25 protein-coding genes are annotated in these 24,077 nt (G+C 67.1%); 12 read left to right on the top strand and 13 right to left on the bottom strand.

Features of this window, described 5'->3' with window-relative positions; all coding sequences use genetic code 11:
- A partial coding sequence (locus tag ADE01S_RS31960; protein WP_218010724.1) for a hypothetical protein occupies nucleotides 1–188 on the top strand: 188 nt, incomplete at its 5' end.
- A 628-nt stretch (nucleotides 189–816) separates the two neighbouring features.
- Here ADE01S_RS31960 and ADE01S_RS32120 read toward each other — a convergent pair.
- Entirely contained in the window at nucleotides 817–1,122 is a 306-nt protein-coding gene (locus tag ADE01S_RS32120) for a hypothetical protein (protein WP_242663444.1), read from the bottom strand.
- Nucleotides 1,123–1,245: 123 nt separating this feature from the next.
- On the opposite strand from ADE01S_RS32120, the gene ADE01S_RS16680 reads away from it, so the two are divergent.
- Complete coding sequence (locus tag ADE01S_RS16680; protein ID WP_062682850.1) at nucleotides 1,246–2,184, top strand: LysR substrate-binding domain-containing protein; 939 nt, start codon at nucleotides 1,246–1,248, stop codon at nucleotides 2,182–2,184.
- 68 nt (nucleotides 2,185–2,252) lie between these two features.
- Here ADE01S_RS16680 and scpC read toward each other — a convergent pair whose 3' ends face one another.
- On the bottom strand, nucleotides 2,253–3,770 hold the full coding sequence (gene scpC / locus ADE01S_RS16685; RefSeq protein ID WP_062682851.1) for a succinyl-CoA:acetate CoA-transferase ScpC: 1,518 nt from the start codon (nucleotides 3,768–3,770) through the stop codon (nucleotides 2,253–2,255).
- Between the two features lie 246 nt (nucleotides 3,771–4,016).
- Here scpC and ADE01S_RS16690 point away from each other — a divergent pair, with 246 nt between their 5' ends.
- Nucleotides 4,017–4,934: a LysR family transcriptional regulator gene (locus ADE01S_RS16690; protein ID WP_062682852.1), complete on the top strand. Its 918-nt coding sequence runs from the start codon at nucleotides 4,017–4,019 to the stop codon at nucleotides 4,932–4,934.
- 270 nt (nucleotides 4,935–5,204) lie between these two features.
- Nucleotides 5,205–7,640, top strand: coding sequence for a DUF3772 domain-containing protein (locus ADE01S_RS16695; protein WP_062682853.1), 2,436 nt, complete (start codon nucleotides 5,205–5,207; stop codon nucleotides 7,638–7,640).
- A 38-nt stretch (nucleotides 7,641–7,678) separates the two neighbouring features.
- On the opposite strand, the gene ADE01S_RS16700 is transcribed toward ADE01S_RS16695, so the two are convergent.
- Complete coding sequence (locus ADE01S_RS16700) at nucleotides 7,679–8,371, bottom strand: hypothetical protein (RefSeq protein WP_062682854.1); 693 nt, start codon at nucleotides 8,369–8,371, stop codon at nucleotides 7,679–7,681.
- Between the two features lie 44 nt (nucleotides 8,372–8,415).
- A complete protein-coding gene (locus ADE01S_RS16705) occupies nucleotides 8,416–8,886 on the bottom strand; it encodes a hypothetical protein (protein ID WP_062682855.1) in 471 nt (156 codons plus the stop codon).
- 469 nt (nucleotides 8,887–9,355) lie between these two features.
- Here ADE01S_RS16705 and ADE01S_RS16710 point away from each other — a divergent pair, with 469 nt between their 5' ends.
- Complete coding sequence (locus tag ADE01S_RS16710; RefSeq protein ID WP_043543930.1) at nucleotides 9,356–9,646, top strand: antibiotic biosynthesis monooxygenase family protein; 291 nt, start codon at nucleotides 9,356–9,358, stop codon at nucleotides 9,644–9,646.
- Between the two features lie 58 nt (nucleotides 9,647–9,704).
- On the opposite strand, the gene ADE01S_RS16715 is transcribed toward ADE01S_RS16710, so the two are convergent.
- The 5 genes from ADE01S_RS16715 to ADE01S_RS16735 all read right to left on the bottom strand — a co-directional run bounded on the left by ADE01S_RS16715 (nucleotide 9,705) and on the right by ADE01S_RS16735 (nucleotide 12,871).
- On the bottom strand, nucleotides 9,705–10,055 hold the full coding sequence (locus tag ADE01S_RS16715; protein WP_062682856.1) for a nucleotide pyrophosphohydrolase: 351 nt from the start codon (nucleotides 10,053–10,055) through the stop codon (nucleotides 9,705–9,707).
- 28 nt (nucleotides 10,056–10,083) lie between these two features.
- Nucleotides 10,084–10,704 carry a 3'-5' exonuclease gene (locus ADE01S_RS16720; RefSeq protein WP_082775824.1) on the bottom strand — a complete coding sequence of 207 codons (621 nt, stop codon included), beginning with the start codon at nucleotides 10,702–10,704 and terminating at the stop codon, nucleotides 10,084–10,086.
- Between the two features lie 4 nt (nucleotides 10,705–10,708).
- A complete protein-coding gene (locus ADE01S_RS16725) occupies nucleotides 10,709–10,933 on the bottom strand; it encodes a DUF1653 domain-containing protein (protein WP_062682857.1) in 225 nt (74 codons plus the stop codon).
- A 119-nt stretch (nucleotides 10,934–11,052) separates the two neighbouring features.
- Nucleotides 11,053–11,763 carry a glutathione S-transferase gene (locus ADE01S_RS16730; RefSeq protein ID WP_062682858.1) on the bottom strand — a complete coding sequence of 237 codons (711 nt, stop codon included), beginning with the start codon at nucleotides 11,761–11,763 and terminating at the stop codon, nucleotides 11,053–11,055.
- Nucleotides 11,764–11,788: 25 nt separating this feature from the next.
- Nucleotides 11,789–12,871 (bottom strand): GlxA family transcriptional regulator, encoded by a 1,083-nt coding sequence (locus ADE01S_RS16735; protein ID WP_062682859.1) that lies wholly within the window; start codon nucleotides 12,869–12,871, stop codon nucleotides 11,789–11,791.
- A gap of 138 nt (nucleotides 12,872–13,009) precedes the next feature.
- On the opposite strand from ADE01S_RS16735, the gene ADE01S_RS16740 reads away from it, so the two are divergent.
- From ADE01S_RS16740 to ADE01S_RS16760, 5 genes are read left to right on the top strand one after another with little or no spacing between them, the layout of a single operon-like run.
- Nucleotides 13,010–14,062, top strand: coding sequence for an ABC transporter substrate-binding protein (locus ADE01S_RS16740; RefSeq protein ID WP_062682860.1), 1,053 nt, complete (start codon nucleotides 13,010–13,012; stop codon nucleotides 14,060–14,062).
- A 13-nt stretch (nucleotides 14,063–14,075) separates the two neighbouring features.
- Nucleotides 14,076–15,128, top strand: coding sequence for an ABC transporter ATP-binding protein (locus ADE01S_RS16745; protein WP_062682861.1), 1,053 nt, complete (start codon nucleotides 14,076–14,078; stop codon nucleotides 15,126–15,128).
- Nucleotides 15,125–15,973, top strand: coding sequence for an ABC transporter permease (locus tag ADE01S_RS16750; RefSeq protein ID WP_062682862.1), 849 nt, complete (start codon nucleotides 15,125–15,127; stop codon nucleotides 15,971–15,973). The genes ADE01S_RS16745 and ADE01S_RS16750 overlap by 4 nt, the downstream gene beginning before the upstream one ends.
- The gene (locus ADE01S_RS16755) at nucleotides 15,970–16,761 is read left to right on the top strand and encodes an ABC transporter permease (RefSeq protein WP_062682863.1); all 792 of its coding nucleotides are present in this window, start codon (nucleotides 15,970–15,972) and stop codon (nucleotides 16,759–16,761) included. Before ADE01S_RS16750 ends, ADE01S_RS16755 begins: the two co-directional genes overlap by 4 nt.
- 37 nt (nucleotides 16,762–16,798) lie before the next feature.
- Nucleotides 16,799–17,812, top strand: coding sequence for a proline racemase family protein (locus ADE01S_RS16760; RefSeq protein ID WP_062682864.1), 1,014 nt, complete (start codon nucleotides 16,799–16,801; stop codon nucleotides 17,810–17,812).
- A gap of 38 nt (nucleotides 17,813–17,850) precedes the next feature.
- Here the strand turns inward: ADE01S_RS16760 and ADE01S_RS16765 are convergent, their stop codons facing one another.
- From ADE01S_RS16765 to ADE01S_RS16780, 4 genes are read right to left on the bottom strand one after another with little or no spacing between them, the layout of a single operon-like run.
- Nucleotides 17,851–19,449 carry a GMC family oxidoreductase gene (locus tag ADE01S_RS16765; RefSeq protein WP_062682865.1) on the bottom strand — a complete coding sequence of 533 codons (1,599 nt, stop codon included), beginning with the start codon at nucleotides 19,447–19,449 and terminating at the stop codon, nucleotides 17,851–17,853.
- Between the two features lie 33 nt (nucleotides 19,450–19,482).
- Entirely contained in the window at nucleotides 19,483–20,286 is an 804-nt protein-coding gene (locus tag ADE01S_RS16770) for a shikimate dehydrogenase family protein (RefSeq protein WP_062682866.1), read from the bottom strand.
- Nucleotides 20,287–20,301: 15 nt separating this feature from the next.
- Nucleotides 20,302–21,288, bottom strand: a complete 987-nt coding sequence (locus ADE01S_RS16775; RefSeq protein WP_062682867.1) for a transketolase family protein — start codon at nucleotides 21,286–21,288, stop codon at nucleotides 20,302–20,304.
- Entirely contained in the window at nucleotides 21,289–22,146 is an 858-nt protein-coding gene (locus ADE01S_RS16780; protein ID WP_062682868.1) for a transketolase, read from the bottom strand.
- Nucleotides 22,147–22,271: 125 nt separating this feature from the next.
- Here ADE01S_RS16780 and ADE01S_RS16785 point away from each other — a divergent pair, with 125 nt between their 5' ends.
- Together ADE01S_RS16785 and ADE01S_RS16790 are read left to right on the top strand one after the other, a co-directional pair.
- Nucleotides 22,272–22,976 (top strand): GntR family transcriptional regulator, encoded by a 705-nt coding sequence (locus tag ADE01S_RS16785; protein WP_062682869.1) that lies wholly within the window; start codon nucleotides 22,272–22,274, stop codon nucleotides 22,974–22,976.
- Between the two features lie 9 nt (nucleotides 22,977–22,985).
- Nucleotides 22,986–24,056 carry a glycerol dehydrogenase gene (locus ADE01S_RS16790; RefSeq protein WP_062682870.1) on the top strand — a complete coding sequence of 357 codons (1,071 nt, stop codon included), beginning with the start codon at nucleotides 22,986–22,988 and terminating at the stop codon, nucleotides 24,054–24,056.
- Nucleotides 24,057–24,077: the final 21 nt, after the last annotated feature.

Consider the following 24,077-nt stretch of genomic DNA (forward strand, 5'->3'; position numbering starts at 1 on the left):
CAAATTCTTTACTGCTTGCTGCCACTTGCTTCGCTTTCGCGTCGCCTGCCGTATCAGCAGCAGAGAAACGAGATTATGAAGAAGTTTTTATCGTTTGTCAAGTCAGCATCGCTAGTTTCGCTTCGCTTTCTTGCCAGACCTTCCTCAAGATCCTGCCCTCTTTAGCAGCTATCGAAACACCAGGGTAAACCCTAAGTTTTCGACAACTGCCAAGCCCGAAACTATAACACAACTTTTGCAGATTACGCAACCGGCTTCTGCCTGATTTGCACCCCATCCTGCAACCTGCGGCACTGCGGATTCCGCTTCGCCCGCACCCTGAACAACAGGGGTTGGCTACCACTTCAGGTGGCTGAATCAACAATCAGGGTAAACCCTGAATTCGTTTCACCAGCCAAGCCCAAGACTATAGCATATTGTTTCGGATGGCGCAACTGACTTCTGCCTAATTCGCGCTATCCATGCAATGAACGCTTGCCTGGCCCCGCGCTTCGAAAACTGCCCGAACCGCGAAGGAGCGAGACTATAGCACAACTTTTCGCGCGCATGACTGCCCCGCCGCCTGCTTCCTCTTTCTCCATAGAGAAGAGCAGACGACGGGGCTACATAGAAAGATAGGATCAGGTGGTGAGGCGGCGTTCTATATAGAGAGGATCTGGCGCGGCGGGGAACGCTCTATAGGCAAGGCCGTGCTCTCGATAGGCGGAACCGTGCCCTATAGGCTGTCCCATAAGGTGTCCTCTGTATATAGAGCGGTGAACGGCGGGCATTGCCGGCCGGGCGAACGAGCCCCGCGTGAGGGTTTCGGGATCCCGCCTACCAACGCAGGTAGTTCACGTCGCGCAGCCGTGTCAGTTCGCGCCTCACCAAAACTTCGTTGACTAGCCAATTGGGCGCCCCCACGTCCTTCAGCATGTGTTCGTCCAACTCAGCCCCCAGGCTGCGCAGCCGCGCCTTGTTGCGGTGCTGGCGCCAGACCGACCGGGCCCAGGCCCACAGACCGGGGACCGAGGGCTTTGCCACCGCCAGGGGGGAGCGCACTGCGGCGGGGGCCGCGTCCACCGACGCCACGGCCGGCGGCACAAATGGAACGGAAGAGGAAGAGCAGGTTTGCGCTGACATGCTGGACTCCATAAGGGATACGCTTTTGGTAAGCGTAATAGCCCAACATACCGATGAAAATCGAATTGTTCTGGGGTTATCGGTAAGCTATGATGACCAATCAAATCTCCCGGGTCGCTTGCCATGCGCCTTCCCCTGAATACCCTCCCCGCCTTCCGCGCCGTCGCCGAATTGCAGAACTTGCGCGCGGCCGCCGAACGACTGCACCTGACTCATAGTGCCGTGAGCCAGCAGATCAAGGGTCTGGAAGAACAATTGGGTTTCCCCCTGTTTGAACGCAGCGGACGCGGCATCGTGCTGAACACCGCCGGCGCGGCCCTGCTGTGCGCCGTCCAGGGAGCCTTGACGCAATTGGATGAGGGGGTGCTCGCCGCCTCCGCGGCCGCCGCCGGCGACGAACAGCGCCTGCGCGTGTCCGTGCTGCCCTCCTTCGCCCAGCGCTGGCTGCTGCCCCGCATGGCGCGATGGCGCGCCCGTCACCCCAGCCTGGCGCTGGAGATCGATTCCTCCCAACAGGTGGTGGACCTGCTGCGCGACGGGTTCCACGCCGCGCTGCGCTTCGGGCGGGGGCCTTGGGCCGGTGTCGAATCCGAACCGCTCTTCGACACGCCGTTGCCGCTGATCGTCCTGGCATCGCCAGAAACCGCCGCCGCCCTGCCCGACCGCACGCCGCAAACCCTCGCGCGCCAGCCTCTGCTGGGCGATCGCGAAATCTGGCAGCACTGGTTCAATGCGGCCGGGTTGCGCACGGCAATCACGCCGGTCGCTTCGTTCAATGACGCGGGCATGATGTTGCAGGCCGCCGAACAGGGCCTGGGCATTACGCTGGGGCGCGAGCTGCTGGCCGCGGACGCGCTGTGCGCCGGGCGGCTGGTCCAGGTGTCCCCGGTGAGCGTCCATTATGAGCAGGCCCAGACGTATCACCTGGTCTACCGGCCCAGCTTGCGCGACTGGGCGCCGCTGGTCGCGCTGAAGCAATGGCTGCGCGAAGAGCTGGAGATGTCGCGCCGCAACCTCGCCATTCCCGACCCCGGGCCGGACGAGCGCAGTCAGACGAAATGACGGAAGCCCGGGCTGGACGGACGCTCTCAGGCGAATGACGGCGGCCCGAGCCGCCGTCGCGCCGGACGTCAGGCGACCTTGCGCGCAGCCGGCTTCGACGGCTGCATCGAATCAGTTTCGTTGAAGCGCTGGTGCCAGGAGAAGGCTTCCTCCAGCAGGTGCGGCGTCTGGCCACCGCGTTCGCAGGCGCGGTCGAAATAATCCTGCAAGGCGTCGCGGTAGGACGGATGCACGCAATGCTGGATGACGGCGCGCGCGCGTTCGCGGGGCGCCAGGCCGCGCAAGTCCGCCAGCCCGCACTCGGTGACCAGCACGTCCACGTCATGCTCGGTGTGATCGACGTGGGACACCATGGGCACGACGCTCGAAATGTCGCCGCCCTTGGCCATGGATTTCGATACGAAGATCGCCAGGTGCGCGTTGCGCGCGAAGTCGCCCGACCCGCCGATGCCGTTCATCATATGGGTGCCGCCCACGTGTGTGGAGTTCACGTTGCCGTAGATGTCGAACTCCAGCGCGGTGTTGATCGCGATGATGCCCAGGCGGCGGACGATTTCCGGCGCATTGCTGATTTCCTGCGGACGCAGCACGATGCGCTGGCGGTAGTGCTCCATATTGGCCAGGATCTTCTCGTAGACGGGCTTGGACACCGTGATGGACGAGGCCGACGCGAACGCGAGCTTGCCCTGGTCCAGCAATTCAATGGCGCTGTCCTGCAGCACTTCCGAGTACATCGTCAGGTTGTCGAAGCTGGACGACTCGAAACCGTGCAGCACGGCGTTGGCGATGGTGCCGATGCCGGCCTGCAGCGGCAACAGGGAGTTGGTCAGGCGGCCGGCGTCGACTTCGCGCCGCAGGAAGTCATTGATATGGCCCGCGATGGCATTGGTCTCTTCATCGGGCGGCAAGGCGTTGGAGGGGCTGTCCGGCTCCTGCGTAATGACGATGGCCGCGATCCGGGCGGGATTCACTTCGATGAAAGGCAGGCCGATGCGCTGGTCCGCGGAGACGAGCCCGATGGGCTGCCGCTGCGGCCGGTCGCCGGGCACATAGATGTCGTGCAGGCCTTCGATGGCGGCGGGCACGCTCAGGTTCAGTTCGATAATGATCTTGTCCGCCTGCTGCGCGAACGAGGCGGAGTTCCCCACCGACATCGTCGGCACGATCGCGCCGCTCTCGGTGATCGCCGCGGCCTCGATGATGGCCACGTTGATCGGGCCGATATGGCCGGCGCGCAATTGTTCGACGGTTTCGGACAGGTGCTGATCGATGAAGGCGATCTCGCCCTGGTTGATCTTGCGGCGCAGCGTGGTGTCGACCTGGAAGGGCATGCGGCGCGCCAGGGCGTTGGCCTGGGCGAGCATCTTGTCGGTGTCGTGGCCCAGCGAGGCGCCGGTGATCAGCGTGATGGAGAGCGGCTCGCGCTCGGCGCGGGCCGCCAGCGCGGCCGGCACCGACTTACAGTCGCCGGCGCGGGTAAAGCCGCTCATTCCGACGGTCATGCCGTCCTGAACCAGCAAGGCCGCCTGTTCGGCGGACGTGATCTTGGCGCGCAGCCCAGGGTGGCGGATACGGTCGAGATGCATGGTGTCTCCAGATTTAAGGGCCAACGGCTTGCGGCGGGGCGCGGCGATGCCGCCTCTGCGCCCAGGCACCGTCTGACGCGGCGTTTCCCGAGGTCCCACCGCCGGATCCTGCCGGCGCGGGGACGAATTTTCGGCAGTATAGGAAGGCCGGCTGAAATCTCGTAATGACTTAAAATCATCCAAACCAGTCGTTTTTTTCATCGTTTGCTTGTTTATCGCGCATCGCGCGGGGGGAGGCCCGGGGCCATGGACGTGCGCGCACTGCGGTATTTCGTGGAAACCGTCAGGCACGCCAGCTTCACGCAGGCGGCCAAGGCGCTGTTCGTGACGCAATCCACCGTGAGCAAGATGATTCGCCAGCTGGAGGAAGAGGCCGGCACGCCGCTGCTGATCCGCGACGGCCACACGGCCCGTCCCACCGATACCGGCCGGGTCATGTACCAGCGCGGCCTGCAGGTGCTGGAGACGATGCGCCAGCTGTCCGAGGAGCTGCGCCAGACCACGGACTTGCGCCGCGGCGAATTGGAAGTCGGCATCCCGCCCATGATCAACCTGCTGTTCACGCCGGTGGTGAAGCGCTTCCGCGAACGCCACCCCGGCATCCACCTGACCCTGCGCGAAGGCACGGGGCAGGCGGTAGAGGGCCTGGTCGCGAGCGGCGAGCTGGAAGTCGGCGCCACCATCCTGCCGATCGCGCCCGACGGCGGGCTGATCGCCCAGCCCTTCGGCAGCTACCCCATCTGGGTCATCGGACCGCCCGACGCGCCCTGGGCGGGAAAGACCTCCCTGCCGCTGAGCGCGCTGCGCGACGCGCGGCTCCTGATTCCCACGGACGACTTCGCCATCACGCGGCGCCTGCGCCAGGCCTTCGCCGATGCCGGCTTCCAGCCAGGCATCGCCGCCCAGAGCGCCCACTGGGACTTCCTGGTGGCCATGGCCTCCGCCGGCCTCGGCGTGGCGCTGCTGCCCGAGCCGCTGATGCAACGGATGAAGACGCGCGGACTCAGCACCGCCAAGCTGGCCAAATCCGGCATGCAATGGGAAGTGGGCCATATCTGGCAGCAATCCGGCTATCTTTCCTTCGCCGCGCGCGCCTGGCTGGAGGTGTGCGACGAGGTGCTCGGAAAACCCAAGAAAGCGCCCCTCCGCCCGGCCTCGCGCTAGGCCGAATTGAATCCGAACGCCGGCCTCGCGCCAGGCTGAGTTGAATCCAAACGTTGGCCTCGTAAACTTGGATTGCGGGCAAGGGCGCCATCCGGGTCGCCTCTCCGCCCCTCCCCCGATATGACCCCGTTTCCAACGCGGGCGGGGATGACATCCAGGCGGGAATCCGGCCCCGAATCAAATGGGGCCATAGCACCAGTTTTTGTTGCAACGGGCGGGACGGCGGCTTGTTATGCTGCCGCCTCGATGCGAGCCAACTCGCCCAATAACATGACACCGATACCCCACCCCCAACCCTCGCGAGCCCGCCTCGCGCGCGCGTCTTCCCGCCCTTCTTCCTTCGCGGCGCTGATCGCGGCCCTGCTGCTGGCGCTATTCCTGGCGCCCGCCTTCGCCGCGCCGCCGCCCACGCCGGCCGAGACGGAAACGATGCTCACCGCGGCGCGCAAGCAGATCGACGACATCCGCAAGCGCGTCGTCGACGAAACCGACGACGCCAGCCTGATGAAACAGCGCGGCGACGCGCTGGACATCCAGTCCAAGGCCGACGCGGCGGCGGAAGCGCTGGCGCCCCAACTGGCCAGCGTAGCGGCCAAGCTGACCGAACTGGGCACGCCGCCGGAAGGCGCCAAGGAAGCCCCCGACGTCGCCGCGCAACGCACGCAGCTCGAAAAGAGCAACCGCGCGCTGGATGCGCAGATCAAGCTGGCCCGCCTGCTGTCGGTGGATGCGGGCCAGACGGCCGAACAGATATCGGCCCAGCGGCGCACGCAATTCCAGGCGCGCCTGGGCGAGCGGCGGGACTCCTTCCTGTCCGACCCGTTCTGGACCGAGTTCCGGGAAGAATTCCCGGGCGATCTCGAACGCCTGAAAGCCCTGGGCAAGGACCTGGCGGCAGCCGTCGGGCAGACGCCGAAATGGGGTTGGCTGCTGCTGGCCGCGGCCGCCGCGCTGGCCATCGTGCTGCGCGTGTGGATCGGCCGCATCCTGCTGCGCCTAACCGCCACCCGCGTGCCGCCCGGCCGCTTGCGACGTTCCTTCCTGGCGGTCGCCCACGTGGTGCTGGCGGTGGCCACGCCCGGCGTCATCGCGCTGCTGATCCATATCGGGCTGGACTGGAACTCGCAGCTGAGCGACAACACTTCGTCCCTGCTCGCGAACCTGGTGGCGACGGTCTGTTTCGGCGGCTACGTGTCCGGGCTGGGCTATGCCCTGCTGTCGTCGAACCGCCCATCCTGGCGCCTGCCTCCCATCAGCGATGTCGTGGCGACGCGGCTGCGCTGGCTGCCCGGCGTGCTGGGCGTGCTGGTCGTGATGATCTGGCTGGCCGAGCGCCTGCCCGTGCTGCTCAACGCGAGCCTGACCACGACGATCACGCTGACCGGCATCGTTGCCGTCATGACGATGGCGATGATAGGCGCGGTGCTGGCCATCAGCCGCCGGTTGCGGCGGCAGGCGATGCAGGAAACCGACACGCCCATCCCGTTCTGGGTGTCGCTGCTGTTGACGGCGGTCTGGACCGTGCTGGTGCTCAGCCTCGCCAGCCTGCTGGCCGGGTATGTCGCGTTCGGCAGCTTCCTCGTCAAGCAGATGCTGTGGGTGCTGATCGTCCTGGCTTCCGCCTACCTGGCCTCCACGCTGATCGAGGACGGCTTCAGCACGCTGCTGAGCAGCTCGCATCGCGATGGCGGCGGCGAGCACGAGGCGCCCAGCATGCGCGACCAGGCTGCGGTGCTGCTATCGGGGGTCGGACGGGTCGCGGTCGGCCTGCTGGCCATCACCTTGCTGCTGGCGCCCTTCGGCGAAGCGCCGATGGACCTGCTGCAGCGCTTCGACCAGCTGCGCAAGGGCCTGGCCATCGGCGAGGCGCAGATCCGTCCGGGCGCCGTCCTGCAAGCCTTGCTGGTGCTGGGGCTGTCGCTGCTCAGCGTGAAGATGCTGAAGCGCTGGCTGTCCAACCGCTATCTGCCCACGACCGAACTGGATCCGGGCATGCAGCTGTCGGCAGCCACGCTGTTCGGCTATGCCGGTTTCGTGATCGCGGTGGCCCTGTCGCTGTCGGCCGCGGGCATCGGGCTGGAGCGTGTGGCGTGGATCGCCAGCGCGCTGTCCGTCGGTATCGGTTTCGGCCTCCAGGCGGTCGTCCAGAACTTCGTTTCCGGCCTGATCCTGCTGGCCGAGCGTCCCGTCAAAGTGGGAGACTGGGTGTCCCTGGGCGGCGTGGAAGGCGACATCCTGCGCATCAACGTCCGCGCAACGGAAATCCAGATGGGAGACCGTTCGACAGTCATCGTTCCGAACTCGGAGTTCGTCACCAAGACCGTGCGCAACGTCACCCGCTCCAATCCGCTGGGGCTGGTGCAGATCAAGATGCCGCTGCCGCTGTCCACCGACGCGGAGCACGTGCGCGAACTGATCCTGCAGGCCTTCGCGGACCACGAGGACGTGCTGGATGCGCCCGCGCCCAATGTGTTCCTCGACGGCATCGAAGGCGGCCACCTGATCTTCAATGCCAAGGGCTACGTGTCTTCGCCCCGGGCCGCCTATGGCGTGCGCAGCGCGCTGCTGTTCACGGTGCTGAAGCGGCTGCACGAGGCGGGGCTGGAGGTGTCGTCGCCGCCCACCATGCTGCTTGCTTCGGCGCCGCAGTTGCCGGCGATGCCGGAGACCGGGCCGGCAGCCGTGCCGCCGCCGGCCGCGCGCTAGCGCGCGGCCGGTTCCCGGGCCGGGCCAGGCGTCCGGCCTCAGCCCGGCGTATAAAGGTCGGCGAAGCTTTTGCTGTCGAGCCTCGGGTTGCGCAGGGGCGGCGAGGCCAGCGCGGCGCTGCGCGCGGACTGCAAGGGAAAGGCTTGCGCCGCGGGCATGGCCGGCGCCGCTTGCGGCTGTCGGCCGGCCAGGACCGGCGGAGGCGACGACGGCGGCGCGACCTGCGCCACCGCCTCGCCATCGAAGCGGTGGTCGGCCGTGGTCAACGCGGGATTGGTGCACAGCCCCTGCGCCACCAGCGCGGCCTTGGTGCGGTCGTCCGTCTGGCACAGGATGTCGATGGCGGCGGTCTCCAGGCGACGCGCCCGGTCGGCGTCCCGGGTCGAGGCGGCGGCCTGCATCGTGCGTTCGAAGTTGCGCCGCAGGCTGCACTTCTGGTCCTCGATCGGGATCGCGATATTCATGCCGAAGCCGACCACGGCGCCGCCGCCGCCGGCGGAGACCATGCAGCTGTCGGAAGAAAAGGAACCGTAGAAACTCTGGCCACCCACCGGCGGCACCGTGCGCAGGCTGCTGGATCCGCCGGTGCTGGAATTGAACGTAATGCCCTGGTTGTTGCCGGCATTGGTCGAGCCCGACGATGCCGAGGTGGTGGCGCTGGAACTGCTGGTCTGGGCGACGGCGGAGCAGGCCGCCAGCGACAAGGAAATGGCAAGCACTATAGTCTTCATGATGTTCCCTCGCCCGGACGGCCGGAGCCGTCCGGATAATTGGGTCAGTGACTGAACCCCACGACATGGCCTACCCCGCCGATGCCGTGTATCGCCCCGAACGCGCCCACATTCACCGCATGGAACGAACCCGTGGCCGACGCGCTGGTTTCGGTCTTCCCGAACGTCGCGCCGCCGTTGGCGATGCTGTCGCCCACCATGATGGGCGCATTGCCCGTCACGTTGCCGTATGACTCGCTATTGGCGTACTGGCGCGTGCTGGTGACCACCTGCGTGCCGTCGCGGCTGAAGGTTCCCCCGACCTCCGCGATGCCGCCGGTGCTGCCGAACGAGGTTTGGCTGGAAGACCCGTAGCCGTTGATCTGGGTTGCCACCACGGAACTGCCGGTGGAAATGGATGATGCCGTGCCGTTGATGGCGCCGGCGTGGCCCGTCACGGACCCGCCTGCCTGGCCGCTGGCCTGGGCTGCCGCGGCAAGCAAGGACAACGCGGCGACTGCTGCGAGCTTTTTCATTTGAGCTCCTCCTGATCCGCGACCTGCGCGGATACGCGGTTGCCGGTGACCGACCGGCGCGGACCGATACCTCCCAGTCCTCCGGACAATGACGAAAGGCCTGGGACTTTCGTATTGGTACGGAATGATTGCGCCGTCCTAGGCATATCGATATCGGCTAAACAGGCGACCGCGATCAAGCCGGGCGAGGCCCGGCTCGGCCATGGGCGCGAACGGCGCCCGCCGAACCATGCGTATGGACGACACGGAAAGCGCGGCGGCGCGGGCGCGCCGCGCGGAACTCGGCTGTGTGGAGGAGAATGCGCGCCGGCGGCTCGGGCAGCTTCCCTAGCGCGTCCGGCCGACGTCGACCGACGGGGCCGCAAGGCAGGCGAAGGCACCTGTCGAAAGGCTGAATCCCGATTTTTCGGCCATACTATCCCGGCTGCCGGGCGCTACCCGGCCTCACTCGTCGCACGGAGACAAAATCATGATCCAGGAGATTGCCAGCATCCATGTCCGCGAAGGACAGGAAGCGCTGTTTGAAGCGGGCGTCGCGCAAGCGAAGCCGCTGTTCTTGCGGGCCCGCGGATGCCACGGCATGGAGTTGTACCGCAGCATCGAGCAGCCGCAGCGCTATACGCTGGTCGTGGACTGGGAAACCGTGGAAAACCACATGGTGGATTTCCGCGAGTCCACCGATTTCCAGGAATGGCGCAAGCTGGTGGCGGGCTTCTTCGTCGAGCCGCCCCAGGTGCATCACGAACAGAAAGTGCTCTGAGGGAAAGCCGCTCGCCGCCCGCGGGCGCAGAGCGGCTTGAAGAAAGCGGCGTCCGCGCCTAGCGCGGCTCGTCGTATTTGCGCGCACTGCCCCGGAACTGGTCCGCCGGATACTTGCGCGCGTTCTTCACCATCTTGGCCGACACCGCATCGGCAATATCGATACCCAGCTGGTCCGCCAGCGCGACCAGGTACATCTGCACATCCGCGATCTCGTCGGCCGCGTCGGCCAGCCGTTCGGGCGGCATGCGGCGCGACTCCGACTCGCTCAGCCACTGGAACAGCGACACCAGTTCGCCGGCCTCGCCCGCCAGCGCCATGGCCAGGTTCTTCGGCGAATGATAGGGCTCCCATTCCCGCTCCGCGGTGAATCGGCGGACGGCAAGCCTGATCTGCTCCAGGTCGGACATTTGCGGCTCCTGATGTGGCACGGGCGCCTCAGCCCGCGGCAAGCCGCGAGCTGGCCGCCAAGGCCACGGCGACCGTGGTGCGCACGTCGGCGAGCGCCCGGTGGGTGGGATTGGACGCGCCGACGTGGCGCGCCAGGATCTCCAGCTTGTGCGACGGCAGCTCGGGCCACGCCCGCCGCGCCAAGGCCAGCGTGCAATGGGTGGGATTGGGAAACGGCAGCCCGGTCTGGTCCGCCGCCGCCCCCAGGAAGCGCCGGTCGAAAGACGCATTGTGGAAAAACACGGGCAGGTCTTCCACGAACTCCAGGAACGCGGAAAACGCCTGCATCACCGGCACGCCGTGGCGGTCGACTTCGGCCTGCGTGATGCCGGTCAGGCGGGTGATGAAAGACGGCACCGGACCGCGGGTGCGCACCACCTGCGTGTACTCCCGCTCCAGCACGCCGGCCTCGCCCACGCGCACGGCGGCGAATTCCAGGATTTCGCAACTGGAGGTGGACAGCCCGGTCGTTTCCAGGTCGGCCACGATGAAGGGGCCGCGCAAGGCTTGCAGCGCTTCGGCCACGCCCGCGGCCCCCGTCTTGCGCCCCGCCGCCGGACGGGCGGGCGCCGCGCCGCTTATCCGCGGCCGCCGGTAGAAGAACGTCACGGCGTTACTCCGCGGGCTGCAACGGCGCGAACCGGGGCGAGCCGTCGGCCAGTTGCCCGAAGAACAGCGCCGCCGGGCGCACCCACAGGCCGCGCTCGTGCGGCCACAAGTGTTCGTACACCACCATGGATTCCTCGGTTTCGGAATGGCGGGCGGTGCCCAGATAGAGATACAGGCCGCCCTTGTAGTGGCGGTGCGAGGCAAGAGCGAGGGCTTCGGATTCGGTCATATGGCATTGCCGCAAATGGCGCGGCCCGGGCGGAATGGCTCCTGCCCGGGCCTGCGGGATCAGACGATACCGCCTTTATAGCGCATCGCGCCCGGGTTGCCGGCCTTCAGGGACCCGGATCAAGCCGCATCCAGTTCGCGGTAGCGGCGGAATATGCCTTCCCCGAAAGGCAGGCGCCTGCCGCTTCCGAAGTAAGGCTGCAGTTCCGCCAGCCCCGCCACGCGCGCATGCAGCGCCATGACGTTCGGGTAGGTCGCGGCCAGCGTGGCCATGCGCTTCGGGAAGGCGTAAAGCAGCCCGTCGACCAGATGGAACAGGGACAGGTCGACATAAGTCCAGCCCTTGCCGCCCGCCAGCCAGGCCCGCGGCCCCTCCAGCACCCGCTCGAAATATCCCAGGAACTTGGGCATCCGCTCTTCGCGGAAGCAGCGCGCGCGCCGGGCCGCCTCTTCCTTCTGGTCTTCGTAATACTCGCTGGCGGAGATCGGGTGATGCGTGTCGTGCGCTTCGGCCACCATGTCCGCGATGGTGAGCTGCAGCTGGTTCACCCATAGGCGCCCCTCCACGGACTCCGGCGCGAGCCCGTGCTTTTCGCCCAGGAACAACAGGATGTTGGCGGTCTGCCCCAAGGTCATTTTCCCGGCGACCAGATAAGGCGGCGCGAACGGCGGGTGCTTCCGAGGAGCGCTCAGGTCTTCCACCAGCGAGCTTTCGTCCGCGCCGGGCTCGCGCGCGCACTCGCGGTACGGAATGCCGCCCGCCTCCAGCGCCAGCCGCACGAACTCCCCGCGTCCGGGTATGCCGTCCCAATACCAAAGGTCATAAATCATGCCGTCTCCTTCGTGTCGATGAAGGCTAAGCCGGGAATACGCTGACCTCGCCTTCGGCCCCGGCCGCCTGCACGCCGCGGGCCTGTTGATACTGCCTGGGGGAAAGGCCGAAATGCGCGCGGAAGTCGCGCGAAAAATGCGCGCCGTCCGCGAAGCCGCAATCCAGCGCGATCTGGGTAATGCTGCAAGGATTGTTCAGCAGCAGCCAACTTCCGTATTCCAGCCGGAGCTGGCGCTGGAACGCCATGGGCGACATGCCGGTAGCCACGCGGAACGCGCGCTCCAGCTGCCGGCGCCCGACGCCGACGTAGCGCGCGATCGCATCGAGCGGCGGCGGGCTGTCGATGCGCTGCTCCATGAAGTGCGCCGCTTGCCGCACGCGCAGGTCCTGGATGCCGGACAGGTCGGTGTGGAAATGGGCCTGGGGCACGCGGCCTGGTCGCACGCCCTGGAGCATCATGTGCCGCATGGCCTGCTGGGCCTTGTCGCGCCCGCAGTGCCGGGCCACCAGATACAGCGCCAGATCGATGGCGGCGGTGGAACCCGCGCAGGAAATCAGGTCGCCTTCGTCCACGAACAGCCGGTCCACCACGGCGCGGGTCTGCGGGAACCGCTCGCGGAACGTATCCAGCACGTTCCAGTGCACGCAGACCGTGCGCGGCCCGATGACATCCGCCTGCGCCAGCGCGAAAGTGCCGGTGCAGATGCCCAGCAGCCGCACGCGCTGCGCGGCCGCCTGCCGCAGCCAGCTGCGCAGACGCTCGGGCATCCGTTCGTTGAAGTAGTCGTTGCCGCCGCAGACGGCCACGTAATCGAACTGGGACAGGTCGTCCGGCAGGCTGTCGGCCACGTCGATCGTCAGCCCCGCGCTGGAACGGCGCGGCTTGCCGTCCCAGCTCATCACCCGCCATGCCGTGTGGATCTGGCGGCTGCGCCCGCCATGGTCGCCGGCCAGCCGCAGCACGTCCACCAGGCCGGCGAAGGCGGCCAGCGTGAACTGGTCCAGCAGGATGATGCCGACGGTGAGTGCGGGTTTCCCCTGAGAGGGCTCCAGGCTGCCCTCTTCATAGGAGAGAGAAGCGGGTGCGGCGGGTGTTGCGGTATCCATGTCGCAATTATTCAAGTTTATGTCCCGCGCCTTCAAGCTGGTTTTCCCTGGGATCGCCCAAGATGCGCTTGTGGCACCGCCGCCGCGTCCGCTGGAAAGCGCGGGAACGGGCCGACAAATTCACAAGGGGAATCCAATATGGCAACACTTACCCGCAGCGCCGTCCGCGCCGCCCTGCTGGGCGCCGGACTGCTGGTGGCCGGCCAGGCGCTGGCGCAACAGCAGAAGATCACCGTCGCCTGGTACGGCGGCAACTGGGGCGACGCCTTCCGCGCCTGCGTCGCCGAACCCTACACCAAGGCCACCGGCGTGGCCGTCGTGCCGGAAGTCGGCACCTCCACCACCACGCTGGCCAAGCTCCAGCAGCAGAAGGGCTCGCCGACGATCGACGTCGCCTGGATGGATGGCGGCATCAGCGAACTGGCCGCCGAGGCCGGCGTGCTGGACGGACTCGATCCCGCCGCGATTCCCAACCTGAAGAACGTCATCGACCAGGGCGTGTATCGCAACGGCGACGCGGCCTACGCCGTCAGCACCGGCTATTACTCGCTGGGCATCGCCTACAACACCAAGGAAGTGCCGCAGCCGCCGACCAGCTGGAAAGACCTCTGGAAGCCCGAGTACGCCGGCGCCGTCGCCATTCCCTCGCCGGCAAACTCGTCCGGCGTGCCTTTCGTCTTCTTCCTGGCCCGGGTCTTCTCCATCGATCCGTCCAATCTGGCGCCGCTGTACGCCAAGCTGGCCAGTCTCGACACGGCGCTGTTCTTCGACAGCTCCGGTGCCGCCACGAACGCCTACCAGAGCGGCGAAGCCATCATCGGCGCGCATTTCAACGTCGGCGCCTGGGATCTGATCGACAAGGGCCTGCCCATCGGCTTCGCGGTGCCCAAGGAGGGAGCCTGGGCCACGGATGCCCGCCTGCACCTGGTCAAGGGCGCGCCGAACCGCGCCGCCGCGCAGAAATTCATCGATACCGCGCTGACGCAGGACGCCGCCGCCTGCCTCGCCACCCGCCTCTATCTGGGCCCCGCCGTCAAGGACGTGCAGTTGCCCAAGGACGTCGCCCGCAAGCTGCCGTGGGGCGCGGACGGTTCGGTGAAGAACCTCAGCCTGTTCGACTGGAACGTCATCAACAACCGCCGCGCCGAGGTCACGGACGCCTGGAACCGCCAGGTTGCCCGCAAGCGCTAGACCGGGGCCGAACATGTCCGCTTTGCTTACCATCGACGGCGTATCGATGCGTTTCGGCGCCTACCAGGCGCTAGACCGCATCGACCTGGAAATCCAACAGGGCGAATTCGTGGCGCTGCTGGGCCCCAGCGGCTGCGGCAAGACCACCCTGCTGCGCTCGATCGCCGGATTCCTCCAGCCCGAATCCGGCCGCATCCTGATCGAGGGCCAGGACATCAGCCGCCTGGCCGCGCACCACCGGCCGCTGAATACCGTCTTCCAGAACTACGCGCTGTTCCCGCACATGACCGTGCTGGAAAACGTGGCCTACGGCCCGCGCCGCCAAGGCGCCTCGCGGACCGAGGCGGCCGAGCGCGCCCGCGCGGCGCTGGATATGGTCGGCCTGGCCGACTTCGGCCCGCGTTATCCCCGCGAAATGTCCGGCGGCCAGCAACAGCGCGTGGCCCTGGCCCGCGCCATCGTGAACCGGCCCAAATTGCTGCTGCTGGACGAACCCCTGTCCGCGCTGGACCTGAAGCTGCGCAAGCGGATGCAGCTGGAGCTCAAGCACCTGCAGGCCAAACTGGGTATCGCCTTCATCTTCGTCACGCACGACCAGGAAGAAGCCATGACCATGGCCGACCGCGTGGTCGTCATGCATGCGGGCAAAATCGAGCAGGTGGGCACGGGCACCGACATCTACCGGCAGCCCGCCACGCGCTTCGTGGCCGAATTCATCGGCGACGCCAACTTCATGCCGTATTCCGCGTCCGGCGACGGCACGCTGCTGCTGGACGCCCAGGGCTTGCGCGTGCCCTTGCGCGGGCGGGGCGCGCCCGAACGCGGGATCGCCGTGCTTCGTCCCGAAGACCTGCGCCTGGGCGGCGACGCCACGGCGGCACGGCTGACCGGCACGGTCACCGACGTGATCAACGTGGGCAGCCATAGCATGATCCACGTAGACATCGGTGGCCAGACGGTGGTGGCGCGCCACGGGGGCATCGCGCCCGCCGGGCTCGGCCCGGGCAGCGTGGCCGAACTGGCCTTTGCGCCGGAAAGCCTGCACCTGATCGGTGAACGGCCATGACCGCGCGCGCCTGGCGTTCGCCCGGCCTGCTGCTGGCGGCCCCCGTCCTGTTCTTCGCGGCCTTCTTTCTCGCCCCGCTCGCGGTGGTGGCGCTGGCCAGCATCACGGGCGGCCCCGACGGCCTGACCCTGACCGCGCAGCAATACCTGCGCGTGCTGGCGGACCAATACCACTGGGACGTGATCCTGGTGACCTTCCGGCTCGCCTTCTTCACCACGGTCGCCTGCGTGATCCTGGGCTACCCGCTGGCCTGGTACCTGGTGCGCGTGGTGCGCTGGAAAGCCTGGCGCCGCTTCTGCGTGATCCTGCTGGTGGTGCCGCTGTTCACCAGCAACATCGTGCGGGCCTTCGGCTGGATGGTGCTGCTGGGCCGCAACGGCCTGGTCAACCAGGCCCTGGTCGGCGTCGGCGCCGCGGACCGCCCCGTGCGCTTCATCGGCACGGAAACCGGCATCCTGATCGGCATGGTCTACGTGCTGCTGCCCTTCGTGGTACTGGCGGTGGGCAATGCGCTGGCCCGGGTCGACCCCGCCTGCGAACAGGCGTCCTCCGACCTGGGCGCCAGCCCGGCGGCCACGTTCTTCCACATCACCTGGCCGCTCACGCTGCCCGGCGTGGTATCGGGCGCCATCATCGTCTTCACCCTGGCCGTCAGCGCCTACGTCACGCCGGCCCTGCTTTCGGGCGGACGCGTGTCGGTGCTGTCGATGCTGATCTTCCAGCAGTACAGCACGGTATTCGACTTCCACTACGGCGGCGCGCTAAGCATGGTGCTGCTGGTGTTCACCCTGATCCTGGTCGCGCTGGCGAACCGCGCCGCCGTCCTGCCTGGAGCCGCGCGATGATCCTGCGCCACCTGATCCGCCTATTCGCGCTCGGCGTGCTCGCCTACCTGGCCCTGCCGCTCGTGGTCATCCTGGGCTCCTCGTTCACCGCCACGCCCTACCTGGCTTTCCCGCCACAGGGCTGGACGCTGGAGTGGTACCGCACGCTGTTGGTCGAAGCCGGCTACGTCGCCGCGTTCACGACCAGCACCGTGCTGGCGTTGACGGCAACCGTCGCGGCGGTGCTGCTGACGGTGCCGGCAGCCCTGGCGCTGGCGCGCTACGCGTTCCCGGGCAAGGCCGCGCTGACCTCCGTGCTGATGTCGCCGCTGGTGCTGCCGCACATCGTGCTGGGCGCGGCGCTGCTGCAATACGGCGCCTACTTCGGCCTGACGCGCAGCTTCCTGTCCCTTCTGATCGGGCACATCGTCATCATCGCGCCCTTCGTGCTCCGGTCCACGCTGACCCTGCTGACGCCGGAGCAGCGGGCGCTGGAGGAAGCGTCCGCGGACCTGGGCGCCAACCCCTGGACCACGTTCTTCCTGGTGGTGCTGCCCCAGATCCGGCCCGGCATCGTCACCGGTTCGATCTTCGCGTTCATCTCCTCCTGGATCAACGTGGAGCTGTCCATCTTCAACACCACGGCGGACCTGAACACCATCCCCGTAAAGCTCTTCAACTACGTGCAATACACGATAGATCCGACCATCGCGGCCGTATCGGGCGCCACGATCGTGGCCGCGGTGATCGCCATCGTCATCCTGGATTTGACCGTCGGGCTGGACATGCTGTCCGAACGCGGCAAATAACCTTTCTTCTCTTCCCTACTTGTCTGGAGCCACAGTCATGCGCAAGCAAGACGCGTTCGATGTCATCTATACCCATACCGAAGGCGAGCCCCTGTGCATCGTGCACAGCGGCATTCCCTACCCCGCCGGATCCACCATCCTGGAGAAGCGGGCGTTCCTGGAACAGAACTACGATTGGCTGCGCAAGGCCCTGATGCGCGAGCCCCGCGGGCACAAGGACATGTTCGGCGTGTTCCTCACCCCGCCGTCCAGCCCCGAATACGACGCCGGCCTGATCTACATCGACGGCACGGAGTATTCCCACATGTGCGGCCACGGCACGATCGCCGTCAGCATGGCCATGGTCGCCAACGGTCTGGTGGCCCGCGGCAAGGACGGCATCACCAAGATCCGCTTTGAAACCACCGCCGGCCTGGTCGTGTCGGAGGTAGCGTCCGAAGGCGACAACGTGCTGTGGACGCGCTTCGAGAACGTGCCGGCCTACGTCGCGGCGCAGGACATCCCCGTGGAACTGCCCGGCTACGGCAAGCTGTCGGCCGACATCGTCTGGGGAGGCAACTACTTCGGCATCGTGGACCTGTCCGGCTGCGACCTGCGGATCTCGCCGGACAACGGCACCGAGCTGTCCCGCATGGGCATGATCGTGCGCGACCAGCTCAATGCCCGCCAGCGCATCCAGCACCCCACCGAGGCGCACATCAACAACCTGAACTTCATCACCTTCTGGCACCAGCCGACCATCGAGGGCGCGTTCTACAAGAACGTGCACGTGTTCAGCGCCGGCCAGCTGGACCGCTCCCCCGGCGGCACCGGCACCAGCGCGATGATGGCCATGTTCGAGGCGCGCGGGAAAATGGGAATGAACCAGCCGATCAAATCGGAAGGCCTGCTGGGCAGCGGCGTGTTCGAGGGCTGCCTGCTGGGAGAGGTGGATCTCAACGGCACGCGGGCCGTGCGCCCCACGGTGAAGGGCACGGCCAGCATCCTGGGCACGGCGCGCTGGGTCATCGACAAGAACGACCCGGTGGGCGCGGGCTTCCTGATCCGCTAACGCGTGAGGGCGGGGGTGTAGTCCCCCACGCTGCGCGGCTAGGGCCGCGCGGCATCCTCCAGGATCAACTCGGCGCCGCGCTCGGCCACCATCATGACGGCGGCCTGGGTGTTGCCGGAGACCATCTTCGGCATGACGGAGGCGTCCACCACCCGCAGGCCCGACAACCCGTTCACGCGCAGGCGCGCGTCGGTCACCGCGGCGGCGTCCGAGCCCATGCGGCAGGTGCCGATGGGGTGATAGATCGTCTGGCCGTTGCGGCGCGCGAAGTCCAGCCACTCGTCGTAGGTTTCCACGCCCGCGCCGGGGCTGACTTCCGCCTCGATGTAGGGTCGCAAGGCCGGCTGGCCGACAATGCGCCGCGCCGCCTGCATGCCGCCCACCAGGCTGTCCCGGTCCACCTGGGCCGCCAGGAAGTTAGGGCGGATCGCCGGGCCGGCCAGGGGATCGGCGGATTTGATGTGGATGGACCCCACCGACTCCGGCCGCAGCTGCGCCACGCCTATCGTCATGCCCGGATGGCGGTCCAGGATGCGTTCGGCCGCGTTCGCGTAGCTGGCATGCACGAAGAAATACTGCACGTCGGGCGCGGGCAGGTCCGGCGCGCTTTTTACGAAACCGTGCACCAGCCCCGTGCCCAGGGTGAGGATGCCCTTGCGACTCGCGTAGTAGCGCGCCACCTGCCGGGCCAGCCGCCAACCGCGCGACATCTCGTTCAGCGTCACCGTCCCCTTCACGCGCCAGTTCATGCGGGTCGCGAAGTGGTCGATGTAGTTCTCGCCCACCTGCGGCTGCGCATGCACCAGCGCAATCCCGTGGGATTGCAGGCGGGCCGGGTCGCCGACGCCGGACAGCTCCAACAGCTGCGGCGACTGCACCGCCCCCAGGCACAGCAGCGTCTCGCGCGCCGCCCGCACCGTATGTTCCTGCCCGTTCTGGCGATAGACCACGCCCACACAGCGCTTGCCCTCGAATACCAGGCGCGTCACGTGCGCCCCGCATTCCACACGCAGGTTCTTGCGCCCGGACGCGGGCCGCAGATAGCCGTCCACCACGCTCCAGCGGCGCCCTCGATGCTGGAGCACCTGGTAGTAGCCCACGCCCTCCTGGTCGCCGCTGTTGTAGTCCGGGTTCAAGGGCTGGCCGTCTTCCTGCGCGGCGCGCAGGAACGCATCCGAAATCGGAAAGCGCTCCGCCACCTCTTCGAGGCGCATGGGGCCCTCCTTGCCGCGCCCTTCTCCGCCGCGCTCGTAGTGCTCGATCTTGCGGAACACGCGCTCGGCCTGGCCCGCGCCCCAGCCAGTGGCGCCGGCGGCTTCCCAGCCGTCGTAGTCCCGGGGCTGCCCGCGCACATAGATCATGCCGTTGATCAGCGTCGACCCGCCCACGCCCTTGCCCCGCGGCACCGCGATGGTCCGGCCGTAGACGTTGTCCTCCGGCTCGGTCGCGAAGCGCCAGTTGTAGTCCGGGTTCACCAGCAGCTTCGAAAAGCCGGCCGGGATCGAAATCCACATGCTGCGCGCTTCGTGCCCGGCTTCGAGCATGAGCACCTTGTACTTGCCGTCCGCGCTCAGGCGGTTGGCCAGGATGCAGCCGGCGGTTCCGCCGCCCGCGATGATGAAATCGTAATCGCCCATTTTTTTCAAAGTCCGGATAAAGGCCCCGCGGCCTTACTTGGCATCCGCCACGCCCAGCATCCGCGCCATCAGCTCGATCTGGCAGGCGAGCATCGGCGCGCCGTAGTGCACCTTGCAGCCGCGGGCCTGCGCCGCCAGCAGCAGCGCGGTATCGCGCGGCTGCATGATGACTTCGCAGACCAGCTGGTCGGGCGTGAGGCGGCTCGCGTCCAGCGGCAACGCGTCGTCCGGCTTCATGCCGAGCGAGGTGCCGTTGACGACCAGGTCATGCCCCGACGGGTCGGGCGTGCCGATGGCGATGACGGCGTCCGGATGCAGGGACAGGATGCGCGCCTTCAGGTCTTCGGCCTTGGCCACGGTGCGATTGGCGATGGTCAGGCGGGACACACCGGCCTGCACCAGCGCGAAGCCGATCGCATTCGCCGCGCCGCCCGCGCCCGCCAGGTAGGCGCTTTTGCCTTCCAGCGAAACGCCGGCCGTCTGCAGGCCGCGCACGAAACCCTCCCCGTCCAGCATGTGCGCCACCAGCCGCCCATCGGCCTCGCGGCGCACCACGTTGGCCGCGCCGATCTTGCGCGCCACCGGGGTCGCCTCGTCGACCAGGTCCAGGATCGCCGTCTTGTGGGGGATGGTGACGATGACACCGCCCAGGTTTTCCAGCCGGCGCAGCCCTTCGACCACGGCCGCCAGGTCGTCCGGGCGAGCATGGAACGGCACGCACACGCCGTCGTAACCGATCCGGGCGAAGTGCTCGTTCATGCGCTGGGGCGTCTTCACATGATGGATCGGGTCGGCCAGGATGCCGAACAGGCGCGTGTTTCCGCTGATTTCCTTCATTTCTTTCTCCCTCGTTCAGGCCTTGAGCAATTCGCGGGCGACCTCGCCGATGCCCGCGGCATCCAGCTTGTAGTGCGCGTACAGGGTGGTGGGCGGCGCGATCAGGCTGTATTCGTCATAGATACCGTGGCGGCGCAGGCGCGTGCCGGAGCCGGCGTCGGCCAGCACTTCGGCCACCGCCGAACCCAGCCCGCCCAGCACGTTGTGTTCTTCCACCGTCATCAGCACGCCCGACCGGCCGGCCGCGGCCAGCACGGCCTCGCGGTCCAGGGGCTTGATGGTGGGCATGTCGATCACGCCCACGGACAGGCCTTCCTGCCCGAGCTGCTCGGCGGCCGCCAGGGCGGCATGCAGGGTGATGCCGCAGGCGATGATGTTCAGGTCGCTGCCGGTGGAGTGGACGATGGCGCGGCCGAACTCGAAAGGCCTGCCGTCTTCATAGACCTGCGGGTCGCGCCCGCGGCCGATGCGGAAGTAAATGGGTTCGGGCCAGTCCACCGAGGCCTTGATGGCGGAAGCCAGCTGCGGGCCGTCGGCGGGCGACACCACGGTCAGCCCGGCCAGGGCGCGCATGGTGGAAATGTCTTCCGTGGCGTGGTGCGAGGTGCCATAGAAACCCAGGCTGATGCCGGTGTGATGGCCGATCAGCCGCACGGGCAGCTTGGTGTAGGCCACGTCCATGCGGATCTGTTCGCAGCACAGCAGGCCCAGGAAGGAGGCGAAGGTGGCGACGAAAGGCATCATGCCGGTGGTCGCCAGGCCGGCCGCGGCCGAGACCATGTTCTGTTCGGAGATGCCGAACTGGATGTAGCGGTCCGGGTAGGCCTGGGCAAAGCGGTTCAGGCCGTTGGAGTACTGCAGGTCGGCCGACCCGGCCACCACGGGGTGCCCCTCGGCGGCCAGCGCGATCAGCGCGTCCGAGAGATAGGAGAGCCCGGGGTTCACCGCGTTCAGCGCGCGATACTGCCAGGAGTCGGGGGAAAGCGTCGATGAGTTAGCCATTCAGATCTCGCGGGACATGATTTCGTCGATGGCGCCTTGCGCGTCTTGCGGCGCCAGATAGCCCAGGTGCCAGCCGGGCTCCGTCTCCATGAAGGAAACGCCTTTGCCCTTGACCGTCCTGGCGATCACGCAGGCCGGCCTTTCGCGCCCGTCGTCGGCGCGCAGGCCGCGCAGCAGCGCGGTCAATGCCTGGAGGTCATGGCCGTCCACCTCGTGCACTTCCCAGCCGAACGCCTGCCATTTCTCCCGCAGCGATTCCACGCCCATCACGTCGTCCACCTTGCCGTCGAGCTGATAGCCGTTGCGGTCGACGATCGCGATCAGGCGCGACAGGCGGTTGTGCGCGGCGAACAGGGCCGCTTCCCAGACCTGGCCTTCCTGCATCTCGCCGTCGCCCAGCATGACGAACACGTTGAAGTCGCGCTGGTTCATGCGGCCGCCCACCGCCATGCCGACGCCGTTGGACAGGGCGTGGCCGATGGAACCCGAACTGAAATCCACGCCGGGCACCTTGCTCATGTCCGGGTGGTCGCCCAGCGGGCTGCCCAGGCGGGTGTAGCCGTCGAGCAGTTCGCGGTCGATGAAGCCATGGTCGGCCAGTACCGGGAACAGGCCCACGGCCGCGTGCCCCTTGCCCATGAGGAAGCGGTCCCGGTCGGGCCACTGCGGTTCGCCGGGGCGCAGGCGCATCACGTCGTAGTAGAGCGCGGCGAATATCTCCGCGCACGAGAACACCGAACTGTAGTGCCCGACCTTGGCGATCTCGATCAACCTGATTGTCTCCAACCGGATAAAGCGGGCCTTTTCCCGCAGTAGCCGGATCTCCTCTTCCGAGGGAGCCTCCTTTTCCTGGCGCATGGCGTCTCCTGTTGCCGTTAGGATATATGATATATAATATACCCATTGAGCTTGAATTGGCCATGGCGGGCTAGAATTCATCCCGAATCCACCCGATCCATCAATACAGCAAGCCCGCAACCTTTATGTCGAGCCTTAAACCGGTAAAGAAAGAGAATCTCTCCGTCAGGGTCTACAACGAAATCCGCAATGCCCTGATCAACGGGCAGTACGAACCCGGAGAGCGCCTCATCATTGGCGAACTTGCCCAGGAAATGGGGGTTTCCATCACGCCCGTGCGCGAAGCCATTTTCCGGCTCATCAGCGAACAGGGCCTGGAAATGCAGGCGGCCACCGCGGTGTACGTGCCCTACGTCAATTCGGAAAAGCTGCGGGAAATCCAGCAAATCCGCTTCCACCTGGAAGGCATGGGCGCGGCCGAGGCCGCCCAGAACATCACGCGCAAGCAGCTGGACAACCTGATCGCGCTGCAGCGGGATTTCATCTCCTGCACGGCCACCGATCCCAAGCGCGCCAGCTACCTGAACCGCAAGTTCCACTTCGCCATCCTGGAAGCCAGCAACAAGCCCATCCTGCGCAACACCGTGGAATCGTTCTGGGTCATCACCGGCCCGATCCTCAAGGTGTTCCACGTCAAGACGTCGGGATTGGACTATTCGCAAGACGAACACCGCCACGAGGCCGTCATCCAGGCCCTGGAAGCGCGCGATTCCGAAGCGGCCAGGCAAGCCATCCAGGCCGACCTGGTCTGGGGCGGCAAGATCATGATCGATTGGCTGGTCGAGCGCGAAAAGGAACTCGACTACCGCCCTCCCCAGTCCCGCAAATAGGAAGATCCGATGCTGAAGATTTTTGGCGCGCCCAGCCGCTACATCCAGGGGCCCGGCGCCCTCGACTCCCTGGGGCAGTACGCGGCCCTGTTCGGGCGCCGCGCCGCGCTCGTCATCGACAGCTATGTCCATGGCGTGCTGGGGCCAAGAATCGAAGCGCTCTGCGCGGCGCACCAGGTGGCGCTCGTGCCGTTGCTGGTCGAGGGCGACCTGACGCCCGACGTGATCGCGCAATTGCGCGCGCAGGCCGCGCCGGCCGGCGTGGACATGGTGATCGCGGTGGGCGGCGGCAAATCGCTGGACGCCGGCAAGGCCGTGGCGAAGTCCGCGCACTGCCACCTCATCACCGTGCCGACCGTCGCGTCCAACGACGCGCCGACCAGCAAGAACTACGTGCTGTACGACGCCCATCACAATCTCCTGGCGGTGGAGCACATGCTGTTCAACCCCACTATCGTGCTGGTGGATACCGCCGTCATCGCCACCGCGCCCCAGCCGTTCTTCCTCGCGGGCCTGGGCGACGCCGTTTCCAAGAAATTCGAGGCCGAGCAATGCCGGCGCAACGGCGGCCTGAACATGTACGACGCGGCGCCGCCGCTGTCGGCCCAATTCATCGCCGACGGCTGCCTGCGCACGCTGCTGGCCGACGGCGTGGACGCGGTGGCCGCGGCCGGCACCGGCCAGCCTACGCCCGCGTTCGAGCGCGTGGTGGAAGCGATGATCCTCATGAGCGGTCTCGGTTTCGAAAGCGGCGGCCTGTCCATCGCCCACGCGCTGACTCGCGGCTTGCCGAAGATCAGCGGCGTGGCCAGCTCGCCTCATGGCCTGCAGGTCGCGGTCGGCCTGCTGGTGCAGCTGGACCTGGAACAACGCGCCGACGGCATGCTGGCGGACCTGAAACAGTGGTATGCCCAGGTCGGGCTGCCCGCCACCCTGAGCGAGTTGGGCGCGACCGGCTCGCCTTCCGACGCGGAACTCACGCTGGCCGCCGAACTGAGCCTGAAGGCCCGCCACGCCGCCAACTTCGACCGCCCGCTGGATACCGCCACCCTGGCCGACGCCCTGCGCCGCCACGCCTGAACCCGCGCACGCCGGCGGGGC

This window comes from Achromobacter denitrificans NBRC 15125 (assembly GCF_001571365.1).
Lineage (GTDB): Bacteria > Pseudomonadota > Gammaproteobacteria > Burkholderiales > Burkholderiaceae_B > Achromobacter > Achromobacter denitrificans.